Source organism: Allobosea sp. LjRoot90 (genome assembly GCF_964254315.1).
GTDB lineage: Bacteria > Pseudomonadota > Alphaproteobacteria > Rhizobiales > Beijerinckiaceae > Allobosea.
Window position 1 is genome coordinate 1 of record NZ_CAXUTF020000013.1, and the last position, 12690, is coordinate 12690.

14 protein-coding genes are annotated in these 12690 nt (G+C 67.0%); 3 read left to right on the plus strand and 11 right to left on the minus strand.

All coding sequences use genetic code 11. The annotated features are described in order from the left end of the window. Positions 1–32 precede the first annotated feature (32 nt). A complete protein-coding gene (locus ACSQ3M_RS27415; RefSeq protein WP_436153250.1) occupies positions 33–1664 on the minus strand; it encodes an HAL/PAL/TAL family ammonia-lyase in 1632 nt (543 codons plus the stop codon). Positions 1665–1869: 205 nt separating this feature from the next. On the opposite strand from ACSQ3M_RS27415, the gene hemA reads away from it, so the two are divergent. Beyond that, a complete protein-coding gene (hemA, locus tag ACSQ3M_RS27420; protein ID WP_436153251.1) occupies positions 1870–3081 on the plus strand; it encodes a 5-aminolevulinate synthase in 1212 nt (403 codons plus the stop codon). 18 nt (positions 3082–3099) lie between these two features. Here the strand turns inward: hemA and ACSQ3M_RS27425 are convergent, their stop codons facing one another. From ACSQ3M_RS27425 to ACSQ3M_RS27445, 5 genes are read right to left on the minus strand one after another with little or no spacing between them, the layout of a single operon-like run. Continuing rightward, on the minus strand, positions 3100–4098 hold the full coding sequence (locus ACSQ3M_RS27425) for an adenosine kinase (RefSeq protein WP_436153252.1): 999 nt from the start codon (positions 4096–4098) through the stop codon (positions 3100–3102). A gap of 56 nt (positions 4099–4154) precedes the next feature. Further along, a complete protein-coding gene (locus ACSQ3M_RS27430; RefSeq protein WP_436153253.1) occupies positions 4155–4529 on the minus strand; it encodes a helix-turn-helix domain-containing protein in 375 nt (124 codons plus the stop codon). Next, positions 4529–5089 carry a Smr/MutS family protein gene (locus ACSQ3M_RS27435; RefSeq protein WP_436153254.1) on the minus strand — a complete coding sequence of 187 codons (561 nt, stop codon included), beginning with the start codon at positions 5087–5089 and terminating at the stop codon, positions 4529–4531. The genes ACSQ3M_RS27430 and ACSQ3M_RS27435 overlap by 1 nt, the downstream gene beginning before the upstream one ends. A gap of 3 nt (positions 5090–5092) precedes the next feature. Further along, positions 5093–6205, minus strand: a complete 1113-nt coding sequence (mltA, locus tag ACSQ3M_RS27440) for a murein transglycosylase A (protein ID WP_436153255.1) — start codon at positions 6203–6205, stop codon at positions 5093–5095. A gap of 47 nt (positions 6206–6252) precedes the next feature. Further along, a complete protein-coding gene (locus ACSQ3M_RS27445; protein ID WP_436153256.1) occupies positions 6253–6978 on the minus strand; it encodes a Tim44/TimA family putative adaptor protein in 726 nt (241 codons plus the stop codon). Between the two features lie 253 nt (positions 6979–7231). On the opposite strand from ACSQ3M_RS27445, the gene secB reads away from it, so the two are divergent. Both secB and ACSQ3M_RS27455 read left to right on the plus strand, forming a co-directional pair. After that, positions 7232–7726: a protein-export chaperone SecB gene (gene secB, locus ACSQ3M_RS27450; RefSeq protein WP_129160413.1), complete on the plus strand. Its 495-nt coding sequence runs from the start codon at positions 7232–7234 to the stop codon at positions 7724–7726. 159 nt (positions 7727–7885) lie between these two features. Further along, a complete protein-coding gene (locus ACSQ3M_RS27455) occupies positions 7886–8629 on the plus strand; it encodes a TerC family protein (protein ID WP_436153257.1) in 744 nt (247 codons plus the stop codon). Between the two features lie 47 nt (positions 8630–8676). Here the strand turns inward: ACSQ3M_RS27455 and dnaQ are convergent, their stop codons facing one another. From dnaQ to ACSQ3M_RS27480, 5 genes are read right to left on the minus strand one after another with little or no spacing between them, the layout of a single operon-like run. Further along, a complete protein-coding gene (gene dnaQ, locus ACSQ3M_RS27460) occupies positions 8677–9384 on the minus strand; it encodes a DNA polymerase III subunit epsilon (RefSeq protein ID WP_436153258.1) in 708 nt (235 codons plus the stop codon). Position 9385: 1 nt separating this feature from the next. Then, positions 9386–9997 (minus strand): dephospho-CoA kinase, encoded by a 612-nt coding sequence (gene coaE / locus ACSQ3M_RS27465; protein ID WP_436153259.1) that lies wholly within the window; start codon positions 9995–9997, stop codon positions 9386–9388. Positions 9998–10019: 22 nt separating this feature from the next. Further along, positions 10020–10853: a shikimate dehydrogenase gene (locus tag ACSQ3M_RS27470; RefSeq protein WP_436153260.1), complete on the minus strand. Its 834-nt coding sequence runs from the start codon at positions 10851–10853 to the stop codon at positions 10020–10022. Next, entirely contained in the window at positions 10850–11473 is a 624-nt protein-coding gene (locus ACSQ3M_RS27475) for a Maf family protein (protein ID WP_436153261.1), read from the minus strand. Before ACSQ3M_RS27475 ends, ACSQ3M_RS27470 begins: the two co-directional genes overlap by 4 nt. After that, positions 11470–12300, minus strand: a complete 831-nt coding sequence (locus ACSQ3M_RS27480) for a pyruvate, water dikinase regulatory protein (RefSeq protein WP_436153262.1) — start codon at positions 12298–12300, stop codon at positions 11470–11472. Before ACSQ3M_RS27480 ends, ACSQ3M_RS27475 begins: the two co-directional genes overlap by 4 nt. Positions 12301–12690: the final 390 nt, after the last annotated feature.

Below are 12690 nucleotides of genomic sequence, written 5' to 3' on the forward strand. Positions count from 1 at the left end.
GTTCCTCGCGCCTTTCGAGGTAACGCCGGCGCCTACTCCAGCGCCCCGACCACCGCCTCGACCGCCTCGACGATCGCACCGGAGCGCACCAGCGCCGTCGCCTCATTCATCTCGGCGGCGTACCAGCGGTCGCCGTCGAGCGCCGGCGGGATCGTCTGGCGCAGCGCATCGAGCGCCGCCTGCGTGCCCTTGCCCAGCGGATGGGCCTTGGCCGTCTCGGCGATCAGCGACAGCGCTTGGCAGGCCATCAGGATCTCGGCAGCGATGATCATCTCGACATTCTCGACGATGGTGCGCGCCTTGCGGCCGCACCAGGTCGAGTTCGAGACATGGTCCTCGGCATTCGACTTGCCGGGGATCGAATCGACCGAGCCGGGCGAGGACAGCGTCCGGTTCTCCATCACCAGCGCCGACATCGAGCACTGCACCGTCGCAAAACCGGTGTTGAGGCCGCGCTTGCCGGCGAGAAGGTTGCGCGGCAGGCCGTAGCTCAGCGTCGGATCGACGAGGCGGGCGAGGCGGCGCTCGCAGATCGAGCCGAGATCGGTCATGGCGATGGCGAGCAGGTCCATCGCCTGCGCGACATACTGGCCGTGGAAATGGCCGCCGGAAATGACGCGGTAGCCGTCATCCTCGGGGAAAATCAGCGGATTGTCGGTTGCCGAATTGGTCTCGGTCGCGATGATGCGCGAGACATAGTCGAGCGCCTCGCGCGCCGGGCCATGCACCTGCGGGGCGCAGCGCAGCGAATAGACATCCTGCACGCGCGGCGCCGGCGGCTTGCCGGGCGAGCGGCCGATCTCGTCGGGATAGATCGTCTCGCGGGCCGAGGCCGAGCAGCGCTTCGAGCCCTGCGTGATCTTGAGCAGATTGCGCGCGACCAGCGCCTGGCCGGGATGCGGGCGAGCGGCATGGACGCGCGGATCGAAGGCGGCGAGCTCGCCGCGCATCGCTTCGAGCGAGAGTGCCAGCCCAATATCCGCCGCCTTGATCAGGCGCCTGGCGTCTTCCGTCGCAAGCACACCGAGCGCGAGCGAGACGGTCGAGCCGTTGATCAGAGCGGAGGCGTCCTTGGCGCCGAGCTTGAAGTCCGGTTCCAGCCCTGCCCTGGCCAGAGCGTCGCGGGCCTTCATCCGCTTGCCCTTGTAGAAAGCTTCCGCCTCCTCGAAGCCGCAGACCGCGGCCGACATATGGGCGAGCGGTGCGAGATCGCCGGAGGCGCCGACCGAGCCTTTCTGCGGGATCACCGGATGGACCCCGGCATTGAGGCAGGCGAGCAGCCGCTCGACCAGCGCGACCTGGGGACCGGAATAGTTCGAGGCGAAGGCGTTGGCGCGCAGCAGCATGGTGGCGCGCGTCACATCCTCCGCGAAGGGCTCGCCGATGCCGGTGGCGTGCGCGTAGACGCTCTTGCGCTGATACTCGGTCATCTCCGACATCAGCACGCGCTGGTCCTTGAACAGGCCGACGCCGGTGTTGAAGGAGTACATGAACGGCGCCTCGTCGTTCATGAAATTGGCGTCGATATGGGCCCGTGTCGCCGCGATCGCCTCTCGCGCCGCCGGCGCGAGATTCGCCTTCTCATAGCGGCCGGAGGCGCCGGGCCGGGCCACGCGCAGCACCTGCTTGCCCTTCAGGGTGCGTCCGTCGATCGTTACCGCCATGGCCTGTCCTCGTCAGCTTTACCCGATCTAACGGGCCAGCGCGCTAAAGGGAAAGACCCATTCCCGCCCGGAAACGAAAAGCACCTTGCACGATGCGGCGCGGCTTGGGTTAGGATCAAGCCGCCGCAGCCTGGCTGCGGCGCGACATCGGCGCGCCTTTACCCCGCGCCTGGAATCCCTAAAAGGTGCCGCCAGGAGCGTCACGATGGATTTCGAAGCCTTTTTCCGCAGCGAACTCGATAGCCTCAGGGCCGAGGGCCGCTATCGCGTCTTTGCCGATCTCGAACGCCGCGCCGGCCGCTTTCCACGCGCCGCCTTCCACGGCCCGGACGGGCCGCGCGAGGTCACCGTCTGGTGCTCGAACGATTATCTCGGCATGGGGCAGCACCCGGCCGTGCTCGCGGCGATGCGCGAAGCGCTAGACAGCTGCGGCGCCGGCGCCGGCGGCACCCGCAACATCGCCGGGACCAACCACTACCATGTCCTGCTCGAGCGCGAGCTCGCCGACCTGCACGGCAAGGAAGCCGCGCTGCTGTTCAACTCCGGCTACATGTCGAACTGGGCCTCGCTCTCGACGCTGGCCGCGCGCATTCCCGGCTGCATCGTGCTGACCGATGCGGCAAACCACGCCTCGATGATCGAGGGCATCCGGCATTCGCGGGCCGAGAAGCTGATTTTCGCCCACAACGATGCGGACGACCTGCGCCGCAAGCTCGCGAGCGTCGACCGGGCACGGCCCAAGCTGATCGCCTTCGAGTCGGTCTATTCGATGGATGGCGACATCGCGCCGATCGCCGAGTTCTGCGATCTCGCCGAGGAATTCGGAGCGATGACCTATATCGACGAGGTCCATGCCGTCGGACTCTACGGCCCGCGCGGCGGCGGCGTCAGCGAGCGCGATGGGCTTGCCCACCGGCTCGACCTGATCGAGGGCACGCTGGCCAAGTCCTTCGGCGTGATGGGTGGCTATGTCACCGGCTCGGCAGCGCTCTGCGACTTCATCCGCAGCTTCGCCTCCGGCTTCATCTTCTCGAGCTCGCTGCCGCCGGCTCTGGCCGCCGGCGCGCTGGCCGCGATCCGGCATCTCAAGGCGAGCTCGGCCGAGCGCGAGGGTCAGCAAGACCGGGTGCGCAGTCTGCGCCGCCAGCTCGACCAGGCCGGCATCCCGCATCTGCCTAATCCGAGCCATATCGTGCCGGTGATGGTCGGCGACGCCGCGCTGTGCAAGCGGATCAGCGACGAGCTGCTGGAGCGCTTTTCGATCTACGTCCAGCCGATCAACTATCCGACTGTGCCACGCGGTACCGAACGTTTGCGCATCACGCCGACGCCGCTGCACTCGGACGAGGACATCGCCGCGCTGGTCGGCGCGCTCAGCGAGATCTGGGGCGCCGTCGGGTTGAAGCGGGCGGCCTGAACCGGCCGCCCTTCTGCCTCAGAGCAGGCCGTTATTGCCGGCGAGCGTCTTCAGGTTGACGTCCGGGCGCGCGCCGACATGACTGATGACCTCGGCGGCAGCCAGCGCGCCGAGCCGCAGGCAATCACGCGCCTCGCGGTTCGTCGTCAGGCCGTGCAGGAAACCCGCGGCGAAGAGATCGCCGGCGCCGGTCGCATCGACCACGCGCTCGATCGGGAAGACCGGCTCGGCCACGACGCCGTCGGGCGTCAGCGCCAGCGCGCCGTTCTCCGAGCGCGTGATGACCGCCAGGATGTTTTCGGCCCGCAGCGCCGCCAGCGCCGTGTCGAAATCCGCGCTTTGATAGAGGCTCTTCAGCTCGTGCTCGTTGGCGAAGACGAGATCGACCATGCGGTTGCGGATCAGGCCGAGGAATTCGTCGCGATAGCGGTCGACGCAGAAGGAGTCGGACAGGGTGATGGCGACGCGCCCGCCAGCCTTGTGGGCGAGCTCGGAGGCCTTACGGAAGGCGTCCTTGGCCGCCGGCGGATCCCAGAGATAGCCTTCGAGATAAACGATATCCGCGTTCTCGACCGTCGCGGCATCGACATCGGCCGGTGACAGGCCCTGACAGGCACCGAGATAGGTGTTCATCGTGCGCTCGCCATCCGGCGTGACGATGATGAAGGAGCGCGCCGTCGCCGGGCCGTCATTCGCCGCAGCCGTGTCGAAAGCGACGCCGAGCGAGGCCAGGTCGTGGCGATAGAGCCCGCCGAGTTCGTCGGCCTTGACCTTGCCGATGAAGGCGCCCTTGCCGCCGAAGGAGGCAAGGCCCGCGATGGTGTTGGCGGCCGAACCGCCCGAAACCACCTTGCCCGGCCCCATCGCGCCATAGAGCAGCTCGGCCCTGGCTTCATCGATCAGCGCCATCGAGCCTTTGACGAGCGCGTACTTGGCCAGAAAATCTTCCTCCGCCGAAGCGAAGACGTCGACGATGGCATTGCCGAGGGCGAGCACGTCATAGCGCTTGGAGGTCATGAAGATGTCCGTAATGGCGGGAGAATGGCGGCGTGTGGCATTGCCGGAAGGTCAGGTCAAGCGCTGCCGCGGCGGCGCGCGGCGCTGTCGAGGATCGAGGTCAGGGCCGCCAGATCGGACGGACCGAGCCACTGCACCTCATGGGCGAGGCGGTTGGCGAACAGCGTCGCCTCCGGTTCGAGGCCGGCCGTGTCGATCACGACGCGCGGATGGGAGAGCTCGGCGAGGCGGATCAGTTCATCGGCTTCGTCCCAGATCACGCCGAGGACATGGATCGCACCCTGGATCAGGGTGAAGGTCGGCTGACCGCGCTTGCCGTGCTCCAGCGCCGAGAGATAGGCCGGGGTGACACCGAGCGCCTGCGCCATCTGCGCCAGCGTGACCCCGCGGGCGGCGCGCAATTCGCGGACGCGGCGGCCGAACGGCGTCATCAGTCCAGCTCCCGACTGCGGCGCAGGCGGATGTAGAGCGCGCCGGCACCGCCATGGCGCTGCTCGGCCTCGTCGAAACCGAGCACGAGGGGTCGCAAGTCGGGCAGCCGCAGCCAGTGCGGAACGTTTCGGCGCAGGATGCCGCGCTCCTCGCCATACGGGACATCGCCGGCGATGCCCTTGCCGGTCACCACCAGAACGAGCTTGGCACCGCGCTGTTGCTGCAGGCGCAGGAAGCCACGCAAGGCCGAATGCGCTTCGTCCTGGCGCAGGCCGTGCAGGTCGATCACGGCCTCGACGCCCTGCTGGCCACGCCGCAATTGTGTGCGCATACGCCGCTCCAGTGGCACCAGTGGCGGCGGGGCGGGCTTCGTCGGGCGCCCTTGGAGCGCGAGGCCCGCGGGGGGCTGGGCACTCTCTACGAGCGGTGGTGGCTTTTCCGAGTTCGCTTCCGGCTCGGCTTCGACTGGCGCGCGGCCGGCCAGCGGCTTGACCGTACGCGCGACCTGACGCCAGAGCGCGAGTTCCGCTTCGGAGAGGAGCTTGCCACGCCGCCGCATGGCTCAGCGTGGCCAGAGCACGACGAAATCGAAGGGATGCCGGATCAGACCGGCACGATGACCGGCTTCCGCGCCCGAGCCGATGAAGAGATCGATCCGGGCCGGGCCGACGATCGCGGTTCCCGTATCCTGGGCCAGGACGAGCCGGGCGAGCCTCTCGCTGCCGCCCTTGCCGTCGGGGATTTCGGTCTCGATCCAGGCTGGCATGCCATAGGGCCAGAGCGAGCGATCGACCGCAACGCTGCGCAGCGGCGTCAGCGGCAGGCCGGCGCCGCCGATCGGACCCGAATCGGCCGGTAGTGCATCGTTGCGAGCGAAGAAGACGAAAGAGCGGTTGAGCCTGATCAGCTCGCGGGCAAAGCCGGCATCGGCCTTCAGCCGGGCGACGAGCTTATCCATCGTCATCTGCTCGGGCGGGATGTTCTCGCGCCGGCTGAGCTCGCGCCCGAGCGAGGTGTAAGGATGGCCGTTGCGCCCGGCATAGACGAGGCGCGTCACCTTGCCGTCCGGCAAGCGAATCCGGCCCGAGCCCTGGACCTGCAGGACGAAGCGATCAACCGGATCGCGCATCCAGAGGATCTCGAGCCCGTGGCCGGCGAGTGCACCCTCCTCGATCGCCGCCCGGTCCGGGAAGAGCTCCAGGCCCTTGGCCGTCCGGCGCGCCGAGGTCAGGGTCGGATCGAGGCCGGGCCAGTCGTCACCCGGCATCTTCGTCACCAGATCAGCGGGCCGGCCGTAGAGCGGCGTCGGAAAAGCCTCCGATCGCGTCAGCGATCCCTCGAACTCCGGCTCGAAATAGCCGGTCATAAAGCCACGTTCGGCACCAGGCGGGCGAATGCGCCAGAAGGTGAAGTTGTCCGCGAAGAAGCGGCGCGCCGCATCCTGCCTCACATCACCCGCGGCGAGCAGAGCCGCTGCCTTCGTGCACAGGGCCGGCAGAGCGGGAGGCGAAACAGCGCCTTGCCGCAGCGGCGGATCGGTCTCGCAGCCCTGCGCGAACAGGCGCAGAACCGCGACCTGATCGTCAGCGCTCCAGCCGGAAAGCACATCGGGCGCCACGGGCTCTGCCCGGGCGCCCGGCGGCAAGGGTGGGGGCGATGCTTTGGCGCCGGTCATCGATAAGCCTGCGGCAAGCAGCCCCAGAACGAAACCGGCGGCACGAATCACGCGGCCGATTCGGTGGCGACCAGCAGCCAGTTCGGATCGCGGCTGCCGAGCTGGCGCGAGAAGGTCCAGACGTCGTTGACCTCGGAGACCATCTCAGCGCTGCCATCGACGACAATGCCCTGCGCATCGCGGACCGCGCTGATCAACTGCGAGACGAAGGCGATGGTGATCTGGGCGGCCTTGCCCTTGACCTCCGCCCCGGTGATCTCGGCCTTGTCGATCGAGACGAAATTGGATTCGGCCTTCTCGCCGCGCTTCTCGCGCTCGGCGATCGCCTGGTCGAAGCCGTCATAGACTTCCTTGGCGAGCAGGCCCTTCAAGGTCTTGCGATCGCCGCGGGCGAAGGCGGTGACGATGGTCTCATAGGCCGACTTCGCACCACCGACGAAGCCCGGCGCATCGAAGCGCGGCTCCTGGCGGGCGATCTCATCGAGGCCGACGGCGATGGGCGAACCCGGCTCGGCAATGTCCTTCCAGCGCTCCGCATCGGCCGCCGGAGCAGCCGCGGCATCGTTGGCGGCGCCCGGCAGACGGACGACATTGTCGCGTCGCTCGCCATTGCCCTGCTGGTCGGGGCGCATCGGTGGCGCCTCACGACGCGCGAACGGATCGGCCGGCGGCTTCTCGTGCCCGGTCTTCTGGCCCAGAACCGAGCGCAGTTTCCAGGCGACGAAAACGGCCAAGGCCAGGAAGACCAGGGTCGTCATATCGAAATTCTGCATCGCCGGCTGATCCGAACCTCGAAAACTCGTTCCCGCGCGGGCGCGCTTCTGCCGCCCGTCATCGAACGGATATGGTGAGGGAGGCTCGTAACATCCACCCCCGGTCCGCGACAAGGGCGCGAGAGCTCGCTTCGCTTGTGCCGGCCCCGCTGCCATGATAGCCGACGCGAGCCCGGCGCCGCCGCCTTGCCCGGGTAGTTCCGGCCACGGCACGGAATTTCCCAATGGTTTTGTGCAGATAATGATGGAATCGATGGCCAACGAAAACGGCAACGGCGCCGGCGCCGCCGACCAGCAGGGGCCCAGCCTCAACACGCTGGTCCAGTACATCAAGGATTTCTCCTTCGAGAACCCCAATGCTCCGCGCTCGCTGACCCAGCAGCAACAGCAGGGCGGGCCGCAGATCGGCCTCCAGGTCAATGTCCACGCCAATGCGCTCGGCGAGAACGACATCGAGACGATCCTGACGCTCGAAGGCAAGGCGACGCTGAACGACGAGACGCTGTTCGCGTTCGAGCTGAGCTATGCCGGCGTCTTCCGCATTCTCGGAGTGCCGCAAGAGCAGCTGCATGCAGTCGTGATGATCGACTGCCCGCGCCTGCTCTTCCCGTTCGCCCGGGCGATCGTCGCTGATGCCGTGCGCAATGGCGGCTTCCCGCCGCTCTATATCGACCCGATCGACTTCGCCCAGCTCTACCGCCAGCGTCTCGAGGAGATGCAGGCGCAGCAGGGCGCTCCGAACGCCTAAGCGGCATCCGCCAGGCACGAGAGACAGAAAAGAGCCCTTCGGGGCTCTTTTTTATTGTTAATTCGTGCAGCTGCTTGCGAAGCAGCCAGTCGCTTTCCATCTCGACCTCGCCAGAGGCGCCCGTTCCGGCGCGCCGTTCCCGCGAGGTTCACGATTTCCATGGATGCCCTTATGACGCTCGCCGCCGACCCAGCCATCTGGGCGGCGCTCGGCGCCCTGATCGCCATGGAGGTCGTCCTCGGTATCGACAACCTCATCTTCATCTCGATCCTGACCAACAAGCTGCCCGAGCATCAGCGTGCGCGGGGCCGCCGGATCGGCATTGGATTGGCGCTGATCCTGCGCCTCGCTTTGCTCTCGACCGTGGCCTTCATCGTGCAGCTCACCGCGCCGGTGTTCTCGGTCTTCGGCAAGGCCTTCTCCTGGCGCGACATGATCCTGATCGCCGGCGGCCTGTTCCTGGTCTGGAAGGCGACCAAGGAGATCCACCACAAGGTCGATCCCGATCACGGACCCGACATGTTCGATGGGGGAGCAGCGGCGGCCGTGACCTTCGGCGGCGTGATCTTCCAGATCCTTTTGCTCGACCTCGTCTTCTCGATCGACAGCATCATCACCGCCGTCGGCATGACCGAGCATGTGCCGGTGATGGTCATCGCCGTCATCGTCGCCGTGCTGGTGATGTTGCTGGCAGCCGATCCGCTGGCGCGCTTCATCGACAAGAACCCGACGATCGTGATGCTGGCGCTCGGCTTCCTCCTGATGATCGGCGGCACGCTGATCGGCGAAGGCTTCGGCGCCCATATCCCGAAGGGCTACATCTACGCGGCCATGGCCTTCTCGGCCCTGATCGAGGGGCTGAATATGATGTCGCGCCGGGCTGGCCGGAAGCGGGTGGAGTAAACGGAAAGCTCGTCATGCCGGGTTTCGGCCCGGCATGACGGTTCGGTTCACGCCTGCTCCGGCAAGCCGAGATAGCCGCGCCAGAGCGGTCCCTTGAGCTTCATCACGAAAGCCTCATGGGCCGCGCGCTCCTCCGGCGTGAGGCGCGCTGCCAGCGGGCGCTGGCGAACCGGCCGCTCGATCGCTGCGGCAAGCCCAGCGCCAGCCCTGCCGGCCTCAGCGCTGCCGAGGCCGAGGCTCGTCTGCTTGCCACCGATCAGCTCGATATAGACCTCGGCCAGGATCTCGGAGTCGAGTAGCGCCCCGTGCTTGGTGCGGCGGCTGTTGTCGATGCCATAGCGAGAACAGAGCGCATCCAGACTGTTGCTGGCGCCGGGGTGCTTGCGCCTCGCCATCGCCAGCGTATCGACCACGAGCGCCGGCACGATCGGGGGCAGGCGGAGCCGGCCGAACTCCATATTGATGAAACCGACGTCGAAGGCTGCGTTATGGATGACCAGCCTGGCATCCGCGATGAAAGCGGCAAACTCGGTAGCGACCGCAGCGAAGACCGGCTTGTCGGAGAGGAAAGCCTCGGAAAGCCCGTGCACCCTGAAAGCGCCGTCCGGCATGTTGCGCTCGGGATTGATGTAGACGTGGTAATTGCGACCGGTCGGGCAATGATTGACCAGCTCGACGCAGCCGATCTCGACGATACGATCGCCCTTCAGCGGTTCGACGCCGGTGGTCTCGGTGTCGAGAACGATTTCGCGCATCTCAGTCCGCCCTTTCGGTCCGGCCGAAGCGGCCGGCGACGGCGTTCAGGATAGAGCGGACCTGGCGCTCGGCGGCCACGAGCCCGCGCGAGGTGTCCACAAGGAAGTGCGCCCGGCGGCGCTTCTCTGCATCGGGCATCTGGCGGGCGAGGATCGCCGCGAGCTTCTCTTCGGTCATGCCAGAGCGGGCGAGAACTCGCTTGCGCTGGACGTCGGCCGGAGCGGTGACGACGACGATGGCGTCGCAGCGGCCCTCCCCGCCAGTCTCGAGCAGGAGCGGCACATCGAGCACCGCGGCTGTAGCGCCGCTCCGGCGACACTGCGCCAGGAAGGCCTGCTCCTCGGCGCGCACCAGCGGATGGACGATGGCTTCGAGCGTCGCCAACTCCTCGGGCCGGCCGAGCACTGCGGCAGAGAGCTTCGCCCGATCGACGGCACCGCCCACCGTCGTCCCCGCGAAAGCTGCCTCGATCTGCGACGCCGCCGCGCCGGCATAGAGCTTGTGCACCGCTTCGTCGGCATCGTGGACAGGCACCCCGGCGGCACGGAACATCGCCGATGTCGTCGACTTGCCCATGCCGATCGAGCCGGTGAGGCCGAGCAGGAAGGTCATCGCATCGCCTCTGTCATCATGGTCACACAGCGGGAATGTCGGCTTCGAGTTTCGCGCGCAGCGCTGCCGTCACCTGCGGACGGACGCCGAACCAGCGCTCGAAACCCGGCACCGCCTGATGCAGCAGCATGCCGAGTCCGTCGACCTGAATGCCGCCACGACGCCTGGCCTCAGCGAGCAATGGCGTCTCCAGCGGGACGTAGACGATGTCGTCGACGATCGTGCCGGAACGCAAACCTGAGAGATCGATCTCCAGTGGCGGCTGGCCGTGCATGCCGAGAGAGGTCGTATTCACGATCAGATCGCTTTCGCCCACGAGCACGGCGATATCCTGCCAGCGCCGGGCCTCGACCGCTTTCGGAAATGCCGCTGCCAGCTCAAGAGCGCGCTCGGGACTGCGGTTGACCAGGAGGATACGGCGGACGCCCCGCTCGGTGAGGCCATGGATCACGGCGCGCGCCGCGCCGCCAGCACCGAGGATGAGCGCTGTTCCGCTCCGCCCGGCCCAGCCCGGCACGCAGGCGTCGAGATGGGCGAGGAAGCCATAGGCGTCTGTATTGTCGCCGTGGAGCCGACCATCCTCCATCCAGAGTGTATTGGCGGCGCCCATCATCCGCGCAGTCCTGCTGACCTTGTCGAGCAACGGCAGCACGGTTTCCTTGTTCGGCACGGTGACGTTGCCGCCAGCGAACTCGCCGGTGCGCAGACGCGCGATGAAACCCGGCACCTCGGCTGGCGGCACCTCGACGCGCTCATAGCTGCCGGCAAGGCCGTGCTCGGCGAGCCAATGGCCATGGATCAGCGGCGAGCGGGAATGTCCGACTGGGTGGCCGATGATGAAGCAGCGCTTGGTCATGCGATGAGATCGAGGTCGCGGAGCGTGGCGAGCAAACTCAGCATCGGCAGCCCGAGGATGGTGAAATGATCACCTTCGATCGCCTCGAACAGGTGGATGCCAAGCCCTTCGAGCTGATAGCCGCCGACGCTCATGGTCGCAGCCTGGCCAGCCTGGGCGATATAGCGGGCGATGAAATCTCGCGTCAGCGGACGCATCACGAGCGTCGCGCTGCTGGCGCCGCGGCCGATGACCTGTCCGTCCCGTGCCAGCACGAAAGCGGAGGTGAGTTCGTGCCCCCGGCCGGCGAGCGCCGCGATCTGCCGGTGTGCGGCGGCAGCATCCTCGGGCTTGTGAAATGGACGCCCCTCTGAGGTCAGCATCTGGTCCGCCGAGAGCACGATGCGTCCCGGAGCAAGCGGCGAGACCGACAACGCCTTGGCCTCCGCCAATGCGGCAGCGACCCCTGCCGGCGAGCCGCCCATGGCGAGGAACTCCGCTTCAATCGCGCGCTCGTCGACGACCGGCTTGATCACCTCGATCGGAAGTCCCGCCGCTTCGAGCAGTTGCAGGCGCGTGACACTGCCGGAGGCGAGGACGAGGGGCGCATCGCGGCGCCAGAATGTCGCTTGGTCGGTCACGTCGCGATGAACTTCATGCGATGATCGCGCAGCAGATCGAGGATGCCCGCAGCCGTTTCCTCGATCGAGCGCCGGGTGACATCGATCACCGGCCAGCCCCGGCGCGCGCAGAGCCGACGCGACTGGGTGACCTCATCGGCAACCGCGTCGGGATCGACATAGGGCGTCTCGTCGTCCGCCTTCAGTGACAGCAGCCGGTTCTGCCGGATCTGGATGATGCGTTCGGCGCTGGCGACGAGGCCGACGACCAAAGGTCTCTTTAAGCTCTCGAGCTCCAGGGGAAGCGGCACGTTCGGCACAAGCGGGATGTTGGCGGTCTTGATGCCGCGATTGGCCAGATAGATGCTGGTCGGCGTCTTCGAGGTCCGGCTGATGCCGACGAGGATGACATCGGCGCTTTCGAGATCACCGCCGAGCTGACCGTCATCATGCATCAGCGTGTAGTTCATCGCGTCGATGCGCCGGAAGTATTCGGCATTGAGCGTGTGCTGGGCGCCCGGTCGCGGCGCCGAGGCCTGGCCGAGATAGGACTGGAACAGCGACAGTACGGGCTGCAGCACCGACAGGCATGGGCAACCGATCTCGCGGCAGAAGGCCTCCAGTCGCTCGGACCATTCCGGCTCGACCAGCGTGTAGAGCACGACCCCGGGGGAGGTTTCGATCTCGGCAAGCACGCGCGACAGCTGGTTCTCGGAGCGGACGAGCGGGTAGACATGCTCGATCGCCGAAACCGCCTCGTATTGCGCAGCCGCGGCGCGGCTGACCGCGATCAGCGTTTCGCCGGTCGCGTCCGAGACGAGGTGCAGGTGAAAATAGTTGCGCGCCACGGCTTCCCCCGCCGGCTGTTCTCGATTCAGCTCTAGAGCCGATCAGTGAGCGAGGGAATCCCCTTTCCGCTCACCGATGCGGTCAGTCGCCGGTTTCAGGCGGCCGGGACAAGTGGGGATAACCGGGCATAACCCGAGCCCTGCCGCCGAGGGGCGGGATAACCCTGCTTGCAGCTCAACAGGCATCGGCCTGTGCGCTGAATCGGGGATGTTTCACGTGAATCATTTTGGGACGCGGCGCGAGGCCGCGCCCTCGAACGAAAAGCAATTGGTTAAGAAACTGTTAAGGACCTTCCGCCGGTACAACGGCCCGCCCGCTTATCGGCGCGCGGCCTGTGGACCGGTTGTGGACAATCTTGGGGCGGGCTATGTGCCCCTACCCAACAGTCA